The 23620-nt window shown below is 42.2% G+C and carries 23 protein-coding genes; 4 read left to right on the top strand and 19 right to left on the bottom strand.

Going from position 1 to position 23620, the window contains the following annotated elements; translation table 11 throughout:
* Positions 1–21: 21 nt before the first annotated feature.
* The 10 genes from E4U82_RS02315 to E4U82_RS02270 all read right to left on the bottom strand — a co-directional run bounded on the left by E4U82_RS02315 (position 22) and on the right by E4U82_RS02270 (position 12674).
* Positions 22–804: an enoyl-CoA hydratase gene (locus E4U82_RS02315; protein WP_135108411.1), complete on the bottom strand. Its 783-nt coding sequence runs from the start codon at positions 802–804 to the stop codon at positions 22–24.
* 260 nt (positions 805–1064) lie between these two features.
* Positions 1065–1277, bottom strand: coding sequence for an acetyl-CoA carboxylase biotin carboxyl carrier protein subunit (locus E4U82_RS02310; RefSeq protein ID WP_135108410.1), 213 nt, complete (start codon positions 1275–1277; stop codon positions 1065–1067).
* A 3-nt stretch (positions 1278–1280) separates the two neighbouring features.
* Positions 1281–2642: an acetyl-CoA carboxylase biotin carboxylase subunit gene (locus E4U82_RS02305; RefSeq protein WP_135108409.1), complete on the bottom strand. Its 1362-nt coding sequence runs from the start codon at positions 2640–2642 to the stop codon at positions 1281–1283.
* Between the two features lie 97 nt (positions 2643–2739).
* A complete protein-coding gene (locus E4U82_RS02300; RefSeq protein WP_135108408.1) occupies positions 2740–3882 on the bottom strand; it encodes an acyl-CoA dehydrogenase family protein in 1143 nt (380 codons plus the stop codon).
* A 69-nt stretch (positions 3883–3951) separates the two neighbouring features.
* Positions 3952–4572 (bottom strand): TetR/AcrR family transcriptional regulator, encoded by a 621-nt coding sequence (locus E4U82_RS02295; RefSeq protein ID WP_135108407.1) that lies wholly within the window; start codon positions 4570–4572, stop codon positions 3952–3954.
* Between the two features lie 427 nt (positions 4573–4999).
* The gene (gene parC / locus E4U82_RS02290) at positions 5000–7444 is read right to left on the bottom strand and encodes a DNA topoisomerase IV subunit A (RefSeq protein ID WP_135108406.1); all 2445 of its coding nucleotides are present in this window, start codon (positions 7442–7444) and stop codon (positions 5000–5002) included.
* 50 nt (positions 7445–7494) lie between these two features.
* Positions 7495–9447, bottom strand: coding sequence for a DNA topoisomerase IV subunit B (parE, locus tag E4U82_RS02285; protein WP_135108405.1), 1953 nt, complete (start codon positions 9445–9447; stop codon positions 7495–7497).
* 204 nt (positions 9448–9651) lie between these two features.
* A complete protein-coding gene (locus tag E4U82_RS02280) occupies positions 9652–10065 on the bottom strand; it encodes a CoA-binding protein (protein WP_135108404.1) in 414 nt (137 codons plus the stop codon).
* Positions 10066–10080: 15 nt separating this feature from the next.
* Positions 10081–11607 carry an ABC transporter permease/substrate-binding protein gene (locus E4U82_RS02275; protein WP_135108403.1) on the bottom strand — a complete coding sequence of 509 codons (1527 nt, stop codon included), beginning with the start codon at positions 11605–11607 and terminating at the stop codon, positions 10081–10083.
* A complete protein-coding gene (locus E4U82_RS02270) occupies positions 11607–12674 on the bottom strand; it encodes an ABC transporter ATP-binding protein (RefSeq protein WP_135108402.1) in 1068 nt (355 codons plus the stop codon). The genes E4U82_RS02275 and E4U82_RS02270 overlap by 1 nt, the downstream gene beginning before the upstream one ends.
* A gap of 174 nt (positions 12675–12848) precedes the next feature.
* Here E4U82_RS02270 and plsY point away from each other — a divergent pair, with 174 nt between their 5' ends.
* From plsY to yidD, 3 genes are all read left to right on the top strand, one after another.
* Positions 12849–13430 carry a glycerol-3-phosphate 1-O-acyltransferase PlsY gene (gene plsY, locus E4U82_RS02265; protein WP_135108401.1) on the top strand — a complete coding sequence of 194 codons (582 nt, stop codon included), beginning with the start codon at positions 12849–12851 and terminating at the stop codon, positions 13428–13430.
* Between the two features lie 97 nt (positions 13431–13527).
* Positions 13528–14469 carry a GTP cyclohydrolase FolE2 gene (gene folE2, locus E4U82_RS02260; RefSeq protein WP_135108400.1) on the top strand — a complete coding sequence of 314 codons (942 nt, stop codon included), beginning with the start codon at positions 13528–13530 and terminating at the stop codon, positions 14467–14469.
* A gap of 8 nt (positions 14470–14477) precedes the next feature.
* Positions 14478–14702 carry a membrane protein insertion efficiency factor YidD gene (yidD, locus tag E4U82_RS02255; RefSeq protein WP_135108399.1) on the top strand — a complete coding sequence of 75 codons (225 nt, stop codon included), beginning with the start codon at positions 14478–14480 and terminating at the stop codon, positions 14700–14702.
* A gap of 298 nt (positions 14703–15000) precedes the next feature.
* On the opposite strand, the gene E4U82_RS02250 is transcribed toward yidD, so the two are convergent.
* The 6 genes from E4U82_RS02250 to E4U82_RS02225 form a co-directional block, all read right to left on the bottom strand.
* The gene (locus E4U82_RS02250; RefSeq protein ID WP_135108398.1) at positions 15001–15300 is read right to left on the bottom strand and encodes a hypothetical protein; all 300 of its coding nucleotides are present in this window, start codon (positions 15298–15300) and stop codon (positions 15001–15003) included.
* Complete coding sequence (locus tag E4U82_RS02245) at positions 15300–15725, bottom strand: acyl-CoA thioesterase (RefSeq protein WP_135108397.1); 426 nt, start codon at positions 15723–15725, stop codon at positions 15300–15302. The genes E4U82_RS02250 and E4U82_RS02245 overlap by 1 nt, the downstream gene beginning before the upstream one ends.
* A 138-nt stretch (positions 15726–15863) precedes the next feature.
* Positions 15864–16082, bottom strand: coding sequence for a small acid-soluble spore protein Tlp (gene tlp, locus E4U82_RS02240; protein WP_135108396.1), 219 nt, complete (start codon positions 16080–16082; stop codon positions 15864–15866).
* Positions 16083–16223: 141 nt separating this feature from the next.
* Positions 16224–16370, bottom strand: coding sequence for an FbpB family small basic protein (locus E4U82_RS20445; RefSeq protein ID WP_280687327.1), 147 nt, complete (start codon positions 16368–16370; stop codon positions 16224–16226).
* Positions 16371–16614: 244 nt separating this feature from the next.
* The gene (gene acnA, locus E4U82_RS02230; protein WP_135108395.1) at positions 16615–19329 is read right to left on the bottom strand and encodes an aconitate hydratase AcnA; all 2715 of its coding nucleotides are present in this window, start codon (positions 19327–19329) and stop codon (positions 16615–16617) included.
* A 189-nt stretch (positions 19330–19518) separates the two neighbouring features.
* Positions 19519–20637: an ATP-binding protein gene (locus E4U82_RS02225; protein WP_245183485.1), complete on the bottom strand. Its 1119-nt coding sequence runs from the start codon at positions 20635–20637 to the stop codon at positions 19519–19521.
* 269 nt (positions 20638–20906) lie between these two features.
* Between E4U82_RS02225 and E4U82_RS02220 the strand changes: the two genes are divergently transcribed.
* A complete protein-coding gene (locus tag E4U82_RS02220; RefSeq protein WP_135108394.1) occupies positions 20907–21383 on the top strand; it encodes a DUF2621 family protein in 477 nt (158 codons plus the stop codon).
* A 151-nt stretch (positions 21384–21534) separates the two neighbouring features.
* Here the strand turns inward: E4U82_RS02220 and E4U82_RS02215 are convergent, their stop codons facing one another.
* From E4U82_RS02215 to E4U82_RS02205, 3 genes are all read right to left on the bottom strand, one after another.
* Positions 21535–22014: a CcdC family protein gene (locus E4U82_RS02215; RefSeq protein WP_135108393.1), complete on the bottom strand. Its 480-nt coding sequence runs from the start codon at positions 22012–22014 to the stop codon at positions 21535–21537.
* 218 nt (positions 22015–22232) lie between these two features.
* Positions 22233–22658: a Na(+)/H(+) antiporter subunit B gene (locus tag E4U82_RS02210; protein WP_135108392.1), complete on the bottom strand. Its 426-nt coding sequence runs from the start codon at positions 22656–22658 to the stop codon at positions 22233–22235.
* A 94-nt stretch (positions 22659–22752) separates the two neighbouring features.
* Complete coding sequence (locus tag E4U82_RS02205; RefSeq protein WP_135108391.1) at positions 22753–23460, bottom strand: cytochrome c biogenesis CcdA family protein; 708 nt, start codon at positions 23458–23460, stop codon at positions 22753–22755.
* Between the last annotated feature and the right edge of the window lie 160 nt (positions 23461–23620).

Here is a 23620-nt window from a genome sequence, read left to right as displayed (position 1 = left end):
TATTCTTCCTCCTTACTTCGGCTATTTTCCCTGGTAAACGGGTTTGCGTTTTTCTTTAAATGCGTGGAGTCCTTCGAGCCGGTCATCTGTTGACACGGTTTCTTTATAGCATAAGTGCTCAATAGACAGCCCGGTCACAATATCAGTCTGCAGACCTTGGTTAATGGCCGTCTTTGCCTGACGAAGTGCAACCGGCCCATTTTTTATAATCGAGCGGGCGGTTGCCATAGCTTCCTGGAGCAGCTCACCTGATGATGTAATTTGTTCAACCAGCCCCAGGTTAACAGCTTCACTGGCCGTTACGGGTTTTGCTGTAAAAATAAGCCGTTTCGCCTGTCCCAGTCCGATTAATCGCGGCAGTCGCTGGGTCCCGCCAGCTCCAGGAATAATCGCCAAAGATGCTTCAGTGAGCCCCAGTTTTGCATGTTCTGCAGCAATTCTGATATCACAAGCCAATGCCAGCTCCAGCCCTCCTCCAAAAGCAGCTCCATTAATTGCTGCTATAACAGGCATTTTCATCGTTTCAATGTTTGTGACAGTACTTCCGATATAGTGAACAGCGTCAACTACCTGCTCTTCCGTCATCCCTTTTCGTTCTTTAAGGTCGGCACCGGCACAGAATGCTTTATCGTTTGAACCGGTTATAATCGTACATCGGATTGACTGATCTGCATTAATCTTCCGCACCAATTCGTTTAATTCATTAAGTAACTCCTTTGACATCGCATTCATAGCTTCCGGCCGATTCAGTGTTAAGACAGCAATGTGATCATCTTTTACGTCAAATTCTATCCGTGACGCCACAATCATTCTCCTTTTTTGGTCTCATTTCGTAAAATTTCTTGCTCTGTAACCTCATGGTAGAGATAAACTACGACGTAAGTGCCGGTATGTTTTCTATAAGTATTACCTTTTAGCCCATCGTCCGGGATCGCTACAGGCGGATGCGTACCTTAGGGCACGGCCTCGGCCTCCTCGTGGAAAACCGTCGCTGCGGGGTCTTCGGACACGTTGTTCTGAGCAGGAGTCACCGCCCTCCGCTCACCCGGACCAGCGAACATGAATCATTCAATGATTGCAATGACGTCCGCTTCATTGACAAAGTCACCTTCTGTAACCTTCAATTCCTTCACGGTGCCACCCGTTTCAGTCGCGATCGGTATCTCCATTTTCATAGATTCGAGGATAACAATATCTTGATCAGGTTCCACTTTTTCACCCGTTCCAACTGTTAATTTCCACACACTGCCTGCCATTGATGCTTTAATTTCTGTCATTTTTTACGACCTCCTGTTTTTTATCAAGGGCAAATAAAACATATCCACAAATGCTGTTGTGGTGTTCCCTTTTTTAAATTCCTCGTGATCAATCACTTGTTTCAACATTGGAATATTTGTTTTAATCCCTTCAATTTTATAGGTTAATAGTGCTTCTTTTAAGAGAGTAATGGCTTCGTTACGGTCAGAACCTTTTACAATGAGTTTGCCAATCATTGGATCATAATATGGTGTTACATCAGCGTTTTCTGTTACAGCAACTTCATTACGGACGTGAGTGCCATTCGGCAGCTTAAATTCGGAGATATGACCCGGAGATGGAAAAAACGCTACCGGATCTTCTGCATAAACCCGCACTTCAATGGCATGACCATCCATTTTGACATCTGATTGACCGAATGTAAGTTTCTTACCCTCCGCAATGTGAATTTGCTGTTCAACAATATCCAATCCGGTTATTTCCTCTGTAATCGGATGTTCTACTTGAATCCGTGTATTCATTTCCAGAAAATAATAGTTTTCCTGTTCATCCACGAGAAATTCAATGGTCCCGGCACTGGTATATCCAAGCGATTCAGCGGCTTTTACAGCCACTTTCCCCATTTGTATCCGGGTTTTATCCGATATAAATGGCGACGGTGCTTCCTCCACTACCTTTTGGTTGCGGCGCTGAATGGAACATTCCCGATCAAACAAATGAATCGCTTTCCCATGGCTGTCTGCCAGCAACTGTATTTCAATATGCCGTGCATGATCCAGTTTTTTCTCCATAAACATGGCACCGTCACCAAAGAAACTCTGGGCCCGTTTGGAATTACTTTCAAATGCTTTTATCAGTTCATCATCGGAATTAACGACCTGCATACCTATTCCACCGCCACCCGCTGAGGCCTTAAGCATGATCGGGTAACCGATATCACCGGCTATTTCGATTGCTTCATCAGACGATACAACAGCGCCGTCTGTACCTGGAACAACAGGAACCCCCGCATTTTCCATCGCCTGTCTGGCAGCAATTTTGCTCCCCATCTTTTCCATCACTTCAGCAGAAGGGCCGATAAATTGGATACCTGCCTGCTCGCATTTATTTGCAAATTCACCGTTCTCGCTTAAAAAACCGTAACCCGGGTGAATGGCATCAACACCCGACTCTTGAGCAATTGAAATAATTTTTTTCGCATTCAGATAGCTATCCTGAACACGCGCTGGCCCCAGTAAAAAGCTTTCATCAGCCATCAATACAAATGGCGCTTTCTGGTCGGCTTCTGAATAAACAGCGACCGTCTTAATATTCAACTTCTTGCAAGTACGGATAACCCGTGTCGCAATTTCACCCCGATTGGCAATCAATAGTTTATTAATCATCGAATCTCCCCCAAGTCTTACTTCTGCCATGACATCTTTGAATGTTTGTTTTCAACACGTGGTGGTTCTTAACCAGTTCCGGCAATTTTGGATCAATTCAGCACCCCAATTGCCTTGCAATCACCATGCGCTGCACTTCAGATGTGCCTTCTCCTATCTCAAGCAATTTCGCGTCACGCAAATATCTTTCCACCTCATATTCACGCATATAGCCATATCCACCGTGAACTTGAACGGCCTGGTTCGCTGCACGAAATGCTGTTTCCGTCGCATAAAGCTTGGCGTACGCGGCTTCTTTTGAAAAGGGTTTGTCGTGATCTTTCAACCAGGCAGCTTTATAAACGATATTACGGGCAAGCTCCACTTCCATTGCCATGTCGGCTAGTTTGAATTGGATCGCCTGAAAGTTTGATATTGGTTTGCCGAATTGTTTACGTTCTTTCGCATAACTGAGCGCTTTTTCAAGCGATCCTTGAGCGATCCCCAATCCAAGCGCAGCAATTGATATTCTACCGCCATCCAAAGTATATAAAAATTGGCTAAAACCTTTTTGCGGGTCTCCGAGAAGATTATCTTTCGGTACCCGGACATTGTCCAGCACAATCTCGGCTGTGTCAGAACCGCGGACGCCCATCTTATCATAGTTGCTAGTGACGGTTAGACCTTTGGTATCCGTTGGAACGATGATGGCAGAGATGATATTTTTCCCCCGATTATTTTTGCCGGTAACAGCGGTGACAATGATGGTTTTGGCGAAACTCGCATTGGTGATAAAACACTTTTCACCATTAATGATATAGTCGTCGCCGTCCTCTACTGCTGTTGTTTTCGTCCCACCAGCATCTGAACCGGCATTTGGCTCCGTCAGGCCGAAAGAACCAAGCGCCCTTCCTTCCGCCATTGGCCTCAGAAACGTTTCCTTCTGTTTTTCTGTCCCAAAATAATAGATTGGACTTGCGCCAAGTGAGACGGTTGCTGCAAAGCTTAGACCTGTACTGCCGCACACCCTTCCGACCTCTTCTACGGCAATGGCATAGGAGAGCGTGTCACCGCCCGATCCGCCGTACGTTTCGGGAAATGGGATACCCAATATACCCAGTTCCCCCATTTGTTCAAAGATATCAAGCGGAAATAATGCCTCTTTATCAATTTCAATGGCTCTCGGTTTAATGACATTTTCAGCGAATTCCCGCACCATTTTTTGTATCATCGTCTGTTCTTTTGTCAGCTCGAAATCCATTACGCCCCTCCTAATGTTCCCTTTTTAAAGACCGACTGGTTGGTCTGTATACGTCATAAAAAAACAGCTTTATATGTGAAAGTCCTGCTTGACGCTGCTAATCAATAGCTGCTGGTATGTATCCCCTGAAATTGAATCCGCTTTCAACACAGCGTGTAAAATTAAGTCAACATAAATCGAACCAATCTCATCAATGGTTTTCGTTCCGGGTTGCTGATACCACTTATAGGTCCAGTTGACCATTCCCAATATCGCCATGGTCGTTATATCCACCGGTATATCATCCCGAAATTCACCGGCTTCCTTTCCTTCTCTTATGGCATTCAGAAGAATTTGTTTAAACTGATCCCGTTTTTTCTTAATGCGATTCTCATACGCCGGTTTCAAATAAATCGTTTCCTGGTAAAAAACTGATATGTGCGCTTTGTAGAGATCAAACGTTTTAACAAACACTTTGATGATTGCCTGAAGCTTTTCTGTCGGATTAGCAAACGTTTCCGTTGCAATGGTTGCCTTTTCTAATACATACGTGATGAACGCATCGTGAATGACAAACAATAATTCATCCTTGCTGGTAAAATGATGGTAGAAACCGCCCTTGGAAGTTCCCGTTTTATCGACAATCTGGTTGACGGTAACACCGTGAAACCCGTGTTTCTCAAACAAAATCAAAGCCTCATCTATGATCATTTGTCGTAAAGCCGTTCTGACCCCTCCCTTCACTTTTCATTGTTACTATATCATACTTTTCAGAAAATCAAAAGGAAAATTTTATCTCTAAAATAGCGGGGCTGGGATAAAATCATAGCATCAAATGAAAAATCCGAACAGTTATGTAAAATATTTATAATCTGTTCGGATTATTATTATATTTTGTGACCACGTCCTGTTGGCCTGAGCTCGTCAGTCGCCCTCGGAAAGCGACGAGCAAACCTTCTGCCGAGTAAACTGCGAGTTGCGAGGAGTAGCTACTTCCCCGCAACATCTTCCAACACGACGAGCACTAAGTATTTTTCCGGAGCGATGGTTAACACATCCTAACTTTAAACTAAAATAACAAATGATCATTCGTTTTTCATATCAATAAGTTGAGTTTTGTTCCAGCCTCGCTGCAGAATTATTCGTCGTCAAAAGGTTTGTAATAGATCGGTTCTTTCCATACTTCGGTGACCTCGCCTTGATTGTCACTGTCAATTACAAATGAACCATTGCTGTACCGATCACTGACTGATAGTTCCAATGGAAATAGCCGATGGTTGTTGCCATTTTTTGTCTGAAAATAAATGGTGTCATTTTCGTTAATCAAATAAAATCCTTTTAGGCGATGGGCTTTAGTTTTCAGTTCGCGTAGCATGATTAGCCCACGATTACCCCGGCTGGATTTCTCAAATTCTTTCAGTTTCATTCGTTTTGCGGCACCACGCTGTGTGACTACAACAATGGAAGGCTCAGACAATTCATCGAATACCTGTCCGTTAACAACATATTCATCGTCTTTCAGCTTAATGGCCTTTACGCCCGCAGCACGCTGACCGACAACGGATATTTCTGACTCGTGATACCATAGACCAAACCCTTTATTGGAAGCAATAAACACATCACTTGTTCCACTGGTCTGGAATACGTCAATTACTTCATCATCACCTTTAAGATTCAGAGCAATCAGTGCTTTCGAATACCGCTGTGCCTTATACAAAGCCAATTCACTTCTTTTCACCATTCCATTTCTGGTAAAGAAGACTAGATACTGACCATTCTCAAACGTGCGTACGGGTAAGCTTTGGATGATGCGTTCATCTTTTCCGATTGAAACAAGATTCGATATATGCTGTCCGATATCTTTCCATCTGATATCCGGTAATTCATGTATAGGCAGATAGATGTATTTTCCTTTGTTCGTAAACAAAAGGATATGATCAGTTGTGTTCAATTCAAATAAGCCAACTAAATAATCTTCTTCTTTTATTCCCGGATCTTCACCGTTGGATGCGCCATATGATCGGATACTTGTCCGTTTAACGTATCCATCTTTCGTTGTGGATACGACAACGTCTTCACTTGCCACGGTTACTTCAATGTTAAATGTTAACTCCTCGATATCCTCTTCTATAATCGTTCTCCGTTCATCAGCAAATGATTTTTTGAGTTGTCTTAACTCTTTTTTAATATGCTGCAGAAGCTTGTTCTCACTTGACAGTAATGTTTCCCAAGCGCTAATTCGTTTCTTCAACTCTTCTGCTTCTTGTTCCAGTGACGTCACGTCGGTATTTGTCAGCCTGTATAATTGCAATGTGACAATGGCTTCCGCTTGTGCTTCCGTAAACCCATAGTTGGCTATGATACGTTTTTTGGCATCCTGTTTATCCTGAGATGCACGAATGGTTGCAATCAATTTATCCAGAATCGAAACGGCTTTTATCAGACCCTCCACAATATGAGCACGAGCTTTTGCTTTATTTAAATCAAAAGCCGTTTGTTTTGTTACGATCTCTTTCTGATGTGCAATATAGGAGTCAAGTATCTGTGGCAATGATAACTGCTTAGGTGTTTTATCCTGGATCGCAACCATGTTGAAATTGTAGGTCACTTGCAGGTCCGTATTTTTGTATAAATAATTTAAAATACCCTCACTGTCGGCTGCTTTCTTCAATTCAATCACAACCCGCAGTCCAGTGCGGTCTGTTTCGTCCCTGACTTCTGCGATTCCCTCGACTTTGCGGTCAATGTGCAATTCATCCATTTTCTTGACCATAGTTGCTTTATTCACATCATACGGGATCTCGTCGATAACAATCTGCTGTCGGCCTCCACGGATATCTTCAACAGCCGCTCGGCCACGGACAACAACCTTTCCTTTCCCGGTTTCGTATGCTTTCCGGATACCGTCGACACCCTGAATGATTCCACCCGTCGGGAAATCAGGGCCGCTCATGACCTCCATTAACTTATCCACTGTCACCGACGGGTTGTCAATTTTCATGATGACCGCATCAATTACCTCTGCCAGATTATGTGGTGGTATATCGGTTGCATAGCCTGCGGAAATGCCTGTTGAACCATTCACAAGCAAGTTCGGAAATTTTGCCGGCAGGACAACCGGCTCCGTAATCGTATCATCGAAATTTGGTATAAAATCGACTGTTTCCTTCTCAATATCACGGAGCATTTCAGAAGCAATGCTTGACAGCCTTGCTTCAGTATAACGCATGGCTGCAGGCGGGTCTCCGTCAATGCTTCCGTTATTTCCGTGCATTTCAACCAGGCTGCTGCGGACTTTCCAATCCTGGCTTAACCGGACCATCGCCTCATACACCGAACTGTCACCGTGCGGATGATAATTACCGATAACCGTTCCCACCGTCTTCGCCGACTTACGGAAAGGTTTATCGTGGGTGTTTTTTTCCTCGTTCATAGCATATAAAATTCTGCGCTGAACAGGTTTTAATCCATCCCGGGCGTCCGGCAGAGCCCGTTCCTGAATAATATATTTACTATATCTTCCAAAGCGATCACCCAAAACTTCTTCAAGTGGAAGATCCAAAAAGTTTTCAGTTTGTGCCAAACCAATCCCCCCATATTAACTACTGCAACGTATTTCAGGATTATTTTTGCTTACGAGTGAATTTTATCATTTTCCAATATGTTTGCATCGTCGGTCATCCCGAATTCAACGTTGCCTTCAATCCACTTTCGCCGCGGTTCCACTTTGTCACCCATTAACGTTGTTACTCTTCGCTCAGCACGAGCAAGATCCTCAATCGTCACCCTGATCAACGTTCTCGTCTCAGGATCCATCGTGGTTTCCCACAGCTGATCAGCGTTCATTTCACCAAGACCTTTATAGCGTTGAAGGATATATCCATTCTTAAACGCGGCAACGGCTTTTTTCATTTCATCATCGTTCCATGCATAAACCGTTTTTTCCTTTTTGCCTTTCCCCTTCGTTACTTTATAAAGCGGCGGTAAAGCAATGTAAACCATTCCTGCTTCTACGAGCGGTCGCATATACCGGTAAAAAAAAGTCAGAAGCAATACCTGAATATGTGCACCATCCGTGTCAGCATCGGTCATAATGACAATTTTATCGTATTGAACATCTTTCAAATCAAAATCGCCGCCAACGCCAGCACCGATTGTGTGAATAATGGTGGATATTTCTTCGTTTTTTAGTATATCCTGGACCTTGGCTTTTTCGGTATTGATAACTTTTCCGCGTAACGGCAGAATTGCTTGGAATTTACGATCACGCCCCTGTTTGGCTGAACCGCCGGCAGAATCTCCTTCCACCAGATACAGTTCATTTTTTTTCGGGTTTTTCGATTGGGCCGGGGTCAGTTTACCACTCAATAATGTGTCTTTTCGCTTCTTCTTTTTCCCTGACCTGGATTCCTCCCGGGCTTTTCGTGCTGCTTCCCGCGCTTCTTTAGCCTTGAGTGCCTTACGAATCAGCATTTCGGCAGCATCCGGATTCTCCTCCAGAAAATAACTAAGGTTTTCAGATACAACAGCATCGACAACAGACCGTGCCTCACTCGTACCTAATTTATCTTTCGTCTGTCCTTCAAATTGCAGCATCTCTTCGGGGATCCGGACAGATACGATAGCTGTGAACCCCTCCCGTATATCCGATCCTTCCAGGTTTTTATCCTTTTCTTTCAGGTATGTATTTTTCCTGGCATAATCGTTGAAAGTCCGTGTTATGGCAGTTCGTGCACCGGATTCATGTGTCCCGCCATCATTCGTCCGGACATGATTCACGAACGACAGGATACTCTCAGCAAATCCATCGTTAAACTGAAAGGCAAAATCAACCTCAATTCCCTGCTGCAGTCCTTCAAACGAAACGACAGGATGCAATGTATCCTTTTCTTCATTCAAATAAGCAACGAACGATTCCAGTCCGTCCGGGAATTGGTATACTTCCTTCAGCTGATTCCGCTCATCGGTTAACGCTATTTTTAATCCTTTTAACAAAAAGGCTGCTTCTCTTAATCGTTCAGATAATGTCTCAAAATTATAGACAGTCGTCGAAAAAATAGCCGGATCCGGTTTAAAATGAATAACCGTTCCTTTTTTATTCGTTTTGCTCATTTCTTCGAGAGAGCTGACAGGTTTTCCACCATTTTCAAACCGCTGGCGATATTTAAACCCATCACGATAAATCGTTACTTCCAGCCATTCAGACAGGCCGTTGACAACGGATGCACCTACCCCGTGCAGACCGCCGCTTGTTTGATAGCCGCCCTGTCCAAACTTTCCGCCCGCATGCAGGACAGTAAAAATCACTTCAGTTGTCGGCTTACCGCTTGAATGAAGTCCTGTGGGTATCCCTCTGCCTGAATCTTCCACAGAAACACTGTTATCCTGGTGTATGGTAACCTTAATCGCCGACCCAAAGCCTGCCAAAGCTTCATCAACAGCATTATCGACAATCTCAAACACTAAGTGATGCAGCCCCCGCTGATCGGTACTGCCAATGTACATTCCAGGTCTCTTCCTTACTGCATCAAGACCTTCAAGCACTTGAATCGAATCATCTGTATATTGTAAAGACTCTTTAGCCATGCAGCCTGACTCCTCTCTTTCCTATCTAGGATACATGTTCTTCCATGATTATTCCAATAATAGAACAAACGTTTGCAAATGTAAACGATATTCAGCTGTCCTATTCAATTATACCTATATTACCGTAAAACACGTTTATTAGTATACTATAATTTTACTTGAGTACAAAAAAAGAATGACCTGGAAAGGCCATTCAGCCAATAGCTAAACAAGAACAGAGTGGGCAACTTTGATACACATATCCATGATGACCGTAAAATTCTGTTGCTGTAAATAATCATATGCTTCCTGACTGACAAGCCCTTGTTGCGCCCAGAAGACGCGACATTCCGTCTCCCCCGCTTCTTTTGCAATCGCAGGAAGAAATTCAGACCGGCGGAAGACGTTGATGATATCGATCGGTTCATCTATTTCTGTCAGGGAATCGTATGCTTTTTCGCCTAACACCTCATCAACCGTAGGGTTTACCGGAATGATCTTATACCCCTGGTCCTGCATAATCTTTGAAACTTGAAAAGACGTTCGCTCAGGGTTGTCAGATAGACCTACAACAGCAACTGTTCCAGCTGACTCCAAGATTCTCTTTATTACCTCATTTGACGGATTTTCCCACGCCACGTGGCATCCCTCCTTCTAGTTTTCAATCAACCCTTCTTCCATCAGATATTCACGAGCTACATTAGCCGGATCTCTGTCTTCGTAATCGACCGCATAATTCATCTCACGCATCTGATCATCCGTTATTTTACCGCCAAGCTGATTCAATATCTCTTCCAGTTGAGGATATTTTTCCAAGGTTTTTTCACGCATCAGTGGGGACCCCTGGTAAGGCGGAAATAGATTTTTGGGATCATCTAATGTCACCAGATTCATTTCGATCATATAACTATCTGTTGCATAGGCATCGATGACATCAACTTCCCCACTACCCAGTGCATCCTGACGAATTCCTGGCTCCATCGTCCGGACATTAGAAATAGCCAGGTTGTAAACATCCTGCATACCAACATAACCATCATAACGGTCTTTGAATTCCAACGTAAAGCCTGCAGTAGTCTCATCTTCAATCCGTTTTAAATCACTGATTGATTCAAGATGATGCTCTTCCGCCAGTTCCTGCTTAGTTACGACAGCATATGTATTGTTGAATGCCATTGGTTCTAACATAACCATACCATATTGTTCTGCCATTCCTTGCCTTGCCTGCTCATATACCTCATTTTTTTCATTACTGTCCGCTTCCTGTTCTAAATGCGTGACAATGGCTGTACCGGTGAACTCAGGATAAATATCGATACTGCCATTTTTTAATGCGCTAAACACAAAAGCAGTTTTCCCCAATCCCGATTCGAGTTCAACCGTCAAGTCTGTTTCCTCTTCAATTAAGAGCTTATACATATTGATTAAGATGGCTGGTTCGGAACCAAGTTTCCCGCCAATAGTAAGGTCAGCCTGTTTTGTGGGTGAAACAAAAAATGGTGTCGCAACGATTAAGACCGCAATGATAAGCATCGCCGCAAAGGATTTGAACCCTGCTCGTCTGGAGAGTCGTTCCAACCCCCGTAAAATAAAATCCAATAAAATAGCCAATAACGCAGCCGGAATGGCACCAAGCAAAATAAGATTCAAATCTGCCCCGCGATCAATCCCCAGCAAAATAAGCTCGCCTAAGCCACCGGCACCAATTAACGCAGCAATCGTCGTCGTCCCCACGATTAATACCATAGACGTTCGGATCCCTGCCATAATAACAGGGATGGCAATCGGCAGTTCCACCTTAGAAAGTCGTTTAAGGGAATTCATCCCCATTCCTGTTGCGGCCTCTTTTAAAGCCGGTTCCACTTCATTTATCCCGGTATACGTGTTTCTTAAAATAGGCAATAATCCATATACTGTCAATGCGATAATTGCCGGTGTAGTACCAATCCCAAAGAACGGGATTAGAAATGCCAGAACAGCTAAACTCGGAATGGTCTGCATAATGGCAGATAAACCGATAACAGGTTCAGCAACACGCGGATATCGGGTTAAAAAGAGCCCTAATGGAACAGCGATGATGATCGCAATGATTAATGACAGTAATGAAACTTGCAAATGTTCCCAAATGGTCTCAAGCAGCATATCCTGTCTGTTTTGAAAAACGGAAAGAAAAGCTTCCATTACTGGACACCCCCGTCTTTCCCGGCCATTTCACGCCGTAAGTATGACACGATACCCTCATAGGTTAGTGTGCCGATCAAACGTTCTTGTTTTAATACCGGATACACATCCTGATGTCCGTCCTGCATTATATCTACAGCCTTATACAGCGGCAGATTATTTTCCAGTATGGTGACATTATCCGTTTGTTGGCCGTTCACAACTGCCCCTGAGAACTTATTTTCCTGATCTTTCATCATAACAATCCCCTGTTCAGGATAATTGCCTGCTTCATACGCCGTTTTCGTTATAATATTGGAGTCCGTTTGCCCGACTATCACATCAACGGCCGTCTGCCATGGTGATTGACGTTCCCCGATAAAATCTTTTACATATTGACTTTCAGGATGCAAAACCAACTGCTGCGGCATATCTGCCTGGACGATCTGCCCCTGTTTCATCAAACAAACCTTATCGCCAAGTGCCAGTGCTTCATCGATATCATGTGTCACAAAGACAATTGTTTTTTTGATTCCCTGATGCAGGTGTTTGATATCACGCTGTAATTGTTCACGGCTAATCGGGTCCAGCGCACTGAATGGTTCGTCCATCAAAATAATATCCGGATCAGCAGCCAATGCACGGATGACCCCCACCCGCTGCTGTTCACCGCCTGAGAGTTCACCCGGCCTCCGATGCATGTAAGTGTCCGGATCAAGCCCGACCATGTCAAGCAATTCTTTGCTTCTTTCCCGAATATGCTTCCGCTTCCATTTCTTCATTTCAGGAACGATTGCAATATTTTCCTCAATGGTCATATGTGGAAACAATGCTATCTGCTGAAGAACATATCCAATGTCCCAGCGCAGTTCGTGAATATTATAATCATTTATATCCGTATCATTTATGTAAATCGTGCCTGCTGTCGGTTCAATCAGCCGATTGATCATTTTCATGGTCGTTGTTTTTCCACAGCCGCTCGGGCCAATTAATGTGACAAACTCCCCATCATTTATTTTTAATGAAAAATCGTGAATCGCCCTCGTTCCATCAGGAAATACTTTTTTCACGTCACTGAATTCAATCATATGCTGCTCCCTTTCAATCAACTTTTTTATGTTCTGCTATAAGTATTCATCGGTACCCTTTATAGTCATTATAGAAACTTTTTTCCAGCACAACAATCAATAAAGGTTCTATGAGGTGTCACTTCATGGTAAAATAGGACAAAGCCAAATCTGTATTGGAAAGTGGGAAACGTTATGGAATTTTTAATATTTGCGGTTATCGCGTACTTATTGGGGTCCATCCCGTCAGGAGTAATTGTAGGAAAGGCCGGGTACAATATTGATATTCGGGAACATGGCAGCGGCAACCTTGGCGCTACGAATACATTTCGGGTTTTAGGGATGAAAGCCGGTACAATTGTCATATTAGCCGATATCCTTAAGGGAACATTAGCAACGGCACTTCCTTTATTTTTTGATGCCGACGTATTTCGGCTTGGAATCGGATTATTTGCCGTTTTAGGCCACACGTACCCGCTGTTTGCAAGACTCAATGGCGGAAAGGCGGTTGCAACATCAGGCGGGATCATCTTAGGAATCAATCCAGTACTATTTGCTATTATGATCATTTCATTCCTGATTACATTATACATTTCCAAATATGTTTCCCTTTCATCGATCGTGACTGGTGTTGTGGCCGTGATTACTTCCATTATATTCCGTGATTGGGCACTGGCGATTGTGATTTCAGCATTAACCATTTTTGTGTTTTACCGGCATTGGGAAAATATCAAACGGATTAAAAATAAAACCGAGCCGAAAATTAAATGGATGTAGCTTCATGTGGGATGAAGCCAATAAATTGAATCTTTAGTCGAACGTTTAGTATACTATGGTAGTAACAGCTACAAATTGGAAGGGGTCACGGAGCGTTATGGACAAAGCTAGGACAATTGCAAAGAAACAGTTACCGGACAAAGCCCAACGTCATAAACTATTTGGTTCTGTCGAGCCCGGTCCCAGAACAAAACCAAGTAAAAAAAGCCAAATGGCGGATTTACAAAATACAAAAAAAGACTTTTTATTTGATCTTGACGCAGTCGGTATTGCCAACGTGAAGCATCCGATTACCATTGCAAGCAATCAGGAACCGAAAACACAAACAACGATTGGTACATTTGAATTTTCGTCAAGTATTGAAAAGTCCAGTAAAGGCACGAATATGAGCCGTTTCACTGAACAACTTCAGGAATTTTATCAAAAAGGACTCGTTATTGACCTGAAAACACTCAAAGGATTCACAAAAAATCTGGCTGAGCGCTTGGACCAGAAAGATTCCGAAATCAAGGTGCAATTTCCATGGTTCTATGAACGACGCGGACCACAGTCAGGCCTTTCCGGAATGAACCATGCGGATATTACAATCCGTGTGAAGTATGATACAGAAGCCGGTTACACAATCGAAGTTTCCTTATCATCGCTCGTCACGACGCTTTGCCCGTGCTCGAAGGAAATTAGTGAATACAGTGCCCATAATCAACGCGGAGAGGTTACGATAACTGTATCATTGGCAGAGGACTTTGACGAAGAATCAATGGATTGGAAAGAATGGTTGCTGGACGCCGCAGAAAGCAATGCCAGCGCCAGGTTACATCCCGTGTTAAAACGGCCTGATGAGAAAATGGTCACAGAACATGCCTATGAAAATCCCCGTTTTGTGGAGGACTTGGCACGGCTGGTTGCGGCGGATTTATATGAAATGTCGTTTGTCAACAAGTTCCATGTTCACTGTCGAAACGAGGAATCGATTCATATGCATGATGCTGTAGCATCGATAACGTATGATAAGTTGCAGAGTGAGTCGCAGGAAGGGTAAATAACGATATGAAGTATATCTTTATTGGGCTGATAAAATTTTATCAAAAAGCTATCAGCCCTTTTAAACCACCGACATGCCGATTTTTCCCAACATGCTCGGAATATGGGCTGGTGGCTCTTAGACGCTTTGGTTTCTTTAAAGGTGGTTATCTGACCATCCGGCGCATCAGTAAATGCCATCCCTTTCATGCTGGAGGCGTAGATTTAGTACCGGAAAAACGGGAAAAATAAAGAAAGAACCGGGACTTATACACCGTAAGGAACTGGGACAAAATTCAACTATTTACTATAAAAAGCGAATGAGTTAGGGTGTGTTAACCATCGTTCCAGAAAATTACTTCCCTAACACATCACTATAAAATTAAAATCCGAACAGATTCAAGATTACCTCAGGAATTTTCAATCATTGTTCGGATTTTTATTTTGAAGCTGTACTTTTGCTCCAGCTTCTTTTATTTGCTTCCTGACAACCATTAAGGGAAACTTTCCGCGGGAAACGTTAAGACGTCAGGCGGGGCTCTTTGCGAATTTATAAATCAAATCTTTCTATTTGACCCCACTGCTTTTCTTTTCTTAATATACTGGCTTGTTTTTCACCAAACAGATCAAAATGTGGATAGTCCTTGTCTGCGTCGATCCACGCCGGGTTCAGATTGTGCCTCTTCCCCCAGGCAGTCAATTTGTCCAGATCATTACATCCAACTTTTGTTACGGTGTCACACCCGGGAAAACGGTCATCAATCCAATAATGGGTTAAAAAACTAATGCGGCCATGTGCAACCTCAGCTTTCCATCTTTTTAATTCATTTCGATTAATTCCAAAAGCCATCAGGATTCCCCGTTCACTTGTTTTAAATATTTCTTGTGCCATTCGGGAAAAGCTTTGCGCAATGATAACGGACGGAATGATTCCTTGTGAACAATCACATGCTTTGTCGTTCCGCTTACAGCAACCTCGCCGTTTTCTTTAACAATATGATAGGCGTATACTGTCCGAAGACCATCATACGTTTCAATCCATGTTTCAACTGCCGCTTTTTCGCCATAAAGAACAGGCTTTTTAAAGCTTATTTGAGCATCAACGACCGGGGAGACGACTTTATTCTTTTCCATATCGGTATAGGTTAAACCCAGACTTTCGATATATTTTGTCCTGCCAATTTCAAACCAGACCAGATAATTGGCATGATAAACAACGCCCATCTGATCTGTTTCCTGGTATCTTACTTCAATTGGTGTATGTGTCTTATGCAACCTGACTCCCCCTATGTAACGTTAGTATATCATTATTTTATCATATTTTTACCTTTTAGTATGTGTTCAAAAACGACAACTTCCACTATGCAAGAGGAAAAACCTCAAACCATTTCATGAATGGTTTGAGGTGTCAAACTACTGCTTTGCTTCATCTTTCATTTCCTGCCGCATGCCCTCAATAGCTTCTTCGCGGCGTTTATTTTTTTCTTTGATTTGTTCTTTTTCCTGACCTGAGGAATGTTGCATCGTATCATGTGCCTCTTCAATGTTTTGAATCGTATCCTGTACCATATCCTGCAGTTTTCCGACATTATCACTGCGGTCGTCGGGTTTAGGTTTGTATTTGTCAGTCACTTTTAGTCTCCTTTGTAAAATAGTGTCACCTTGAAAGGTGGCTCTAGTTGAATTTTTTACGTAAATCCGGATAATATACAAAGGTTCAACTGCGAAGGAATACAAAAATACCTGTCCGAAATACAAACGGACAGGATGGTTTTACTCTGCACGCTCTTTATCTAAAGATTGGTGCATTTTTCTTTCCATATTTTGTTCAAATCTCTCTAAAAACGAATCATCCTGCAAGATTTGTCTGCGGTTCTCCTGAACAAGTTCATCAAATGTGAATTTCTTTTTAAGCGAAATTGTAATCCACTCCTTTTAGGAACAGTATTACCATTTCTGTGAAAATTTATCCCCTATTTAACAGGGCTTAACTCGTTATGTTAACGTATCAGCATGTCAACCAAATCATCGTATGTCAGGGGGCAGAATTTTGGTGGTTCTTGAATTTTTCCAGCAACAATTGTCAAAAGTTGTTCAAAAAGATAGCTGCACAAAAAAAGCCAATACCCGGGAAAATCCGATGTATTGGCTCCTGTTTTGCAACTTATTGCGTTACACGATTTGTGGATTCCATTTTATTGCGCAGTACCATTTGCAGAATACCACCGTGACGATAGTAATCAACTTCCACATCGCTGTCAAAGCGGGCAATTACATTAAACTCAGTTGATTTGCCATCTTCATCAACAGCTGTCACTTTAATATGGTCATGCGGCTTCACATTTTCATCAACTTCTACATTAAATGTTTCTTTACCGGTCAGGCCAAGTTTATCGGCGCTGTCGCCTTTTTCAAACTGCAATGGCAAGACACCCATCATGACCAGGTTCGAGCGGTGAATACGCTCAAAGCTTTCGGCAATGACTGTCTTAATACCTAGCAGATTTGTACCCTTAGCCGCCCAGTCACGGGAGGATCCCATCCCGTAATCTTTGCCACCGACAACAATTAATCCCGTGCCATTCTCCTGATATTTCATGGCAGCATCATAAAATGGCATTACTTCACCAGTTGGCCAGTATGTGGTATAGCCGCCTTCTTTACCCTGAGCCAGGAGGTTGCGGATACGAATATTGGCAAATGTACCACGCATCATCACTTCATGATTACCTCGGCGGGAGCCATATGAGTTAAAGTTACGTGGTGATACACCCTTTTCCTGCAGGTACTGTCCTGCCGGCATGTCTTTGGCGATTGCTCCAGCTGGTGAAATGTGGTCGGTTGTGACCGAATCGCCGAATTTACCGATCATACGAAGGTTATTCAGCGGCTTTACAGTGCCCGCTTCTTTTGATAGCCCTTCGAAAAACGGCGGATTTTGAATATAGGTTGATTCACTGTCCCATTTGAATAGTGGTTCATCAGTCGTTTTGATTTCATTCCATTTTTCATTGGAATTAAATACACTTTCATATTCTTTACGGAAAATTTCCGGTTTCACAACAGACTGAACAGCTTCTTTAATTTCCTTCATTGATGGCCAGATGTCATCCAAATAAACCGGCTCCCCGTCTGCGTCTGTCCCAAGTACTTCCTTCGTCAGATCAGCATCAACCGTTCCTGCCAAAGCATATGCAACAACCAGTGGAGGTGATGCCAAATAGTTGGCTTTAACGAGTGGATGGATCCGGCCTTCAAAGTTACGGTTACCTGACAATACAGAAGAAACGGTTAAGTCACTGTCCTCAATTGCTTTTTCAATTTCTGGGCGCAACGGTCCGGAATTTCCGATACATGTCGTACATCCATACCCAACAAGGTTAAAACCAAGAACGTCCAAGTATTGTTGCAGGCCAGAATCAGCCAGATAACGTGTAACGACTTTCGATCCTGGTGCTAATGATGTTTTAACATATTCAGGTACTTTCAGGCCTTTTTCAACAGCCTTTTTCGCAAGCAATCCAGCCCCTAGCATGACATATGGATTGGACGTGTTTGTACAGGATGTAATCGCAGCAATAGCAAGTGCTCCTGTTTTCATGACCGACGTTTCACCATTTGGATGGTCAACGGTTGCTTCTTTATCAAACTCCGATTTATGCATGCCAAGGCCCTGATTTCCGGATGGAGCCGTAACAGCTTTATTGAATTCTTTTTTCATATCTGACAATGCAATTAAATCTTGAGGACGTTTCGGCCCGGAAAGGTTTGGTTCAAGCTCTGATAAATTGATTTCAACAAGCTCGGTATATTCAGGATCTTCCTGGTCAGCTGAATACCAGAGATCATTTTCTTTACAATACGTTTCAACCAGCGAAATTTGTTCTTCGCTGCGCCCCGTTAAACGAAGATAACTCAATGCCTCTTCATCAACCGGAAAGAAACCGCATGTTGCCCCATATTCAGGAGCCATGTTGGAAATCGTCGCCCGATCGGCAAGCGGCATGTCTGCTAATCCAGGACCAAAATACTCGACAAATTTACCAACAACATTTTTCTCACGGAGCACCTGCGTAACCTTTAAAGCCAGGTCTGTTGCTGTCGTTCCTTGCGGGAAACTGCCGGTAAATTTAACACCAATCACTTCCGGTGCAGGGAAGTACGATGGCTGGCCAAGCATTCCCGCTTCAGCTTCGATACCACCAACACCCCAGCCAAGAACGCCTAAACCATTGATCATCGTTGTATGTGAGTCAGTCCCGACAAGTGTGTCCGGAAATGCATCATAAGTACCGTCTTCGTTTTCAAGTCCATGAACAACATTTGCGATATATTCCAGGTTTACCTGATGAACGATACCAGTTGCAGGCGGTACTGCGCGATAGTTATCAAACGCTTTTTGCGCCCAATGCAAAAATTCATAACGTTCCATATTGCGATCAAATTCTAGTTCCATGTTTGCTTTCAGTGCACCAGGTGTACCGTATTGATCCACTTGTACGGAGTGGTCGATAACCAGATCAACCGGTACTTCCGGATTAATCTTATCCGGTTCGCCACCCATATCAACCATTGCTTTTCTTAATGAAGCAAGATCCACTACTGCCGGTACCCCAGTGAAATCCTGCAAGATCACCCGAGATGGTTTGAATGGAACGTCGATCCCTTCTTCATCACTACCCCATTTGGACAAAGCTGCAATATGTTCATCTTTAATCACATGACCGTCCTTTTGACGAATAAGTGATTCCAGAAGAACACGGATTGAAAAAGGAAGACGGGAAATTTTGCCCAGATTGGCATCTTCAATTGCCTGTAACTGGTAAAAGTTGTATGTCTTGCCATTCACATCAAACTGCTTCTTCGTATCAATTTCCATGTAAACTGTACTCCTCTCTTTCTCTTTCTGTAAAACAGCCATCAACTTTGATAAAAGTCTACAAATATATCTTATATGAAATGTCTCTATAAAACAATCGTTTCTGGGATGCCGGTATATATTAATAAGTTATTAAAGGTAATAAGCAAAAATTATATATTCTGAATATCCATCGAACCTATATTTATATTACGGTAATGGTAAAATTACTCTAAAAGTGCTCCCAGTGTTCACATTTTGCAGAATTTCGAGCTTTCCTTCATGACGCTCAAGAATTTGCTGCGAAATCATCAGACCAAGACCGGTTCCATTTTGTTTCGTAGTAAAAAAAGGTTCTCCTAATTTATGTATAACTTCTTCAGGTATCCCCGGACCTTCATCTATCATATCAATCAGAATTTCCTCTTTACGCAAATGACTGCTGATCTTGATGCAGCCGGGATCATTCATTGCCTCAATAGCATTTTTCAATATATTAATAAAGACTTGCTTAATTTGAGAACGATCACATTTGACATCCTGATTGATTTCCTGACCCATTAATATCTCAATACTTTTTAATCTGGCTTGTGGTTTTAACAGAGTAACGACATCTTCAATCATTTCAGATAAGCTTTCCATTTCTTTATGTTCTGTCATCGGCTTTGAAATAAATAACAATTCCGATGTAATAGATTCCATTTTTTCGATCTCATCAACCATGATTTTATGATAGGCATCTTTCCTGTTGACACCGGCTTGCAGCAGTTGCAAAAAACCCTTCAGCGAGGTAAGCGGATTACGGATTTCATGGGCGATTCCCGCAGCAAGCTGTCCGGCGACCGACATTTTCTCGGACCGGATCATCATCTCCTCAGCTTCTTTTTTATCGGTAATATCCTTTGTAGCGGAAATATAATAACGATTACCCTGTTCGTCCTGGATACCTGTCACCAGATTCTCAGTCCAGATATTCTTGCTATAAATGTTCTGAACGTTAATATTAAATACCTGGTTTATATGCTGCGCTGTATCCAAGTGTTGTCTGATATGTGAAGCATCTTCTGAAGGGATCAGCTCATACCACTTTTTTCCAAGAAGGTCTGAAACCATATAGCCTAGTAATTGCTCTACTGCTTCTGAAATATAAATGAGTGTCCCATTTTCATCCCATAAGGTAATGAATCCCCCCATATGACGATCTATCCATCTAAGGACTGAGGAGGGTAACGAAGCCATATTATTAAATTCCTGATGTTTCGGGGATATTGTAGAACATTGTTCATTTTTGCAGATTTCTGGAGATTTTTCGCCATAATTATTGGTCATCCTTTTCCCTCCTTAGTGATTGTTTCTCCGTAGTGATTCATATGACAAATTGAATGAAAATATGCTAAGATATTGATAAGTATGATGGCATTAGCAAGATTGTCATTATTTTAAATTATAGTACAATTGATAAGGAATGTAAAAAATGTTACCAGATAATACTTGCAATTTGCAGGTTTTCACATGATACTATAATAGCCTATTGAAATTAAAATTAAAAGGAAAAAATTTCTATAGCTTTTATTATTAAGGACAAAACAGGTGATAATATGTCAGTCATTGATGATCTATTTGTCGTTTTATGGGGATTTTTGATGATAGGTCTCATGGGGATTGGCGGATTTTTCATGTTCCGTAAATTCCTGAAACAATTGCCAAAGGAAGATGGCAAATCAAATATGGACTGGGAAGAATACTATGTCGATAAAACCAAACATATGTGGAGAGATAAAGAAAAGTTATTGCTTGAAGAATTAGTTACCCCTGTTCCTGAATTATTCAGAGATGTAGCAAGGCAACGTATTGTTGGTAAAATCGGTGAAGTCGCTTTAAAAAAAGAATATACCATCGTAACCCAGGAAATCGTCATTGAAGGATATATTTTGGCAACCCCGAAACGGGATCATAAATTTTTACGGAAAAAATTAAAAGAGAAAGCCATTGATGTAACGCCTTATGAACACTTATTTAAATTATCCCGTAACAACTATGCTAAAAATTGGAAGTCCCGCTATAAGAAAAGCTGATCAGGACAACCAAAGTCGCTACAGTGCCAAAGCAGTGAAAATATAAGCTACCTTACCATAAACGTAAAATGGCAGCGAACCCTTCCCGGTCAGTTCGCTGCCATTTTATAATGTTATCGGCTGCGTCGCAAATAGCCCTGTATGGTGACCCTCATGTTCCTTCAGATTGCTCCAGCTTTTTTTCCAGTTTCTTAAACTTATAAAGCATTGCCAGCCGCCATGAGATAATCATGCTAAATGCAAGCAGAAAAAACATGCCACTTGTTTCTCCAAAAGATATTGTTGACCCGATGGCGATCTTAATAATAATCCTGACCAGCAATAAGCCAAATAAAATATAAATAAATGACTTGGAAGGAATTAAGTAAATATTCTCGTCCCTTATTTCGAACTTCGATGTTTTAATCAGGAAAATTGAAAAAATAGTGCCGACTAAAATCGCTTCCAGCACCTGGAGAAAATCAACCCGAAACACAGGAACTAAAAACATTAACGCTCCTGTACTCATAAATAATGGAGGCAAAATAATTTTTTTAACGGATGCCGGTTTTTTCGCTGCCTTTAACCGAACGAATATCATGGTAACAGCCATTAAAGCTGCCACAATAGTACTTGCTGTCAGCCAAAACATAAACGATCACTCTTCTCCCACATCTCTTTAATCAGTCCTGCATCACCCAGAACCATGATTGGCTGTTTCTAAAACCTGACTTTCAACGACTTTTACAGAGCTGATAAATAAGTTTCCCTTTTTTGTTTTTCCCATGTTTGTCCAATGTTTAACGATCCCCAAGTGTAGCCCGCATGACATCAGCGTTATCAACTAAAGGAGAATTCCCCTATGTATCGTCAGCGATCCTCGGCAATCGATAAAATAATGGTGACGGTAACACCCAGAACGGTGAAGTATACCCCAAAATCAAATAACATAGCAGTAGCAAGCTCCAAGTCACCAAAAACTGGTAAGTGAAAATGATTATATGTATGTGATAAAAATGGCTGTTGAAATAAGAATGAACCGATTCCGGTACCCGCAGCAATGAGTAACCCGGTAGGTATCAGCATGCGATAATTGACCGGTAAAATTTTTCTCAATATGTCTGAACCATATGCCATATACATCAATATGATGGCAGCAGACGTCATTAATCCGCCAATGAACCCCCCGCCAGGTGAATTATGTCCCGCGAGCAGCAAATAAATTGAAAAACCCAGCAGTATAAACGCAATGAGCGATGTTGTCGTCCGAAATATTAGATCGTTAGGTTTATACATGTCATATGCCCCTTTTCCACATCAGTTGCCGTAAAGCAGCTTCAGCATTCAGTTTATTATAAATGATTATAAAAATCCAGTTCGCGCAGAAACATCAAAAACCCGCAAATCCAAACAAACCTGCTAAAAACGCTGTCAAATCAGTCATCCAGTCAAAGTATAGGGCGACTCCCATCAATATCATAATATAGCCACCGATTTTGACAATCCTTCCACTGTTGCGTCGAATCCATGTTAGTTTTCCAATAAAAAAAGATAATATGAGGAATGGAATAGAAAAGCCTAGTATATAGCTGATCATCATAACCAAGCCCAGATCAGGATTGGTTGCCGCCAGCGAAATAACAATCACCAAAATTGGTCCCATACAGGGCGTCCAGCCCAGCGAGAAAGCCAGGCCGATTATAAAAGACCCGAAAAAACCCGCCGGACGGTTTTTAAACGTAATCTTCCGGTCTTTCATAAGAAATTCAAAGTTAAATACGCCGACAACCACAAGGCCGAAAAACACAATCAAAATGGCACCGATTTGCCTGATGATATCCCGATTTGAATCCAGAAATTCGGAAATAAAAGATGAACCGAATCCCATCATAATAAACACCAAAGAAAACCCGATAAGGAAGAAAACTGTGTGTAGTAGGCTTCTTCTCGTCAGCATTTTATTTTCATTTTTTAATTCATTGACACTCATTCCGGTAATGTACGAAAGAAACGCCGGATATAACGGAAGTACACAAGGAGAGATAAACGACAGAAATCCTGCTCCGAATGCAATAAAAATATTGACTTCTCCTGACATGATCATCCTCCTACACAACCTACTGACTATATTTTACCAGAAAACAACAAGAAACCCGAACCTGTTTTTGACAATAATCCAACAGTTGAAGCATCACAAATTTCATACAGAGGACAAAGAGCCCCATTTAATTAGATACTGATAGAAGAGGTTTGCCAAA

Source organism: Lentibacillus salicampi (assembly GCF_004565465.1).
GTDB lineage: Bacteria > Bacillota > Bacilli > Bacillales > Amphibacillaceae > Lentibacillus > Lentibacillus salicampi.
Note: the sequence above shows the minus strand (reverse complement) of the source record. Positions and strands in the feature narration are given on the sequence as shown.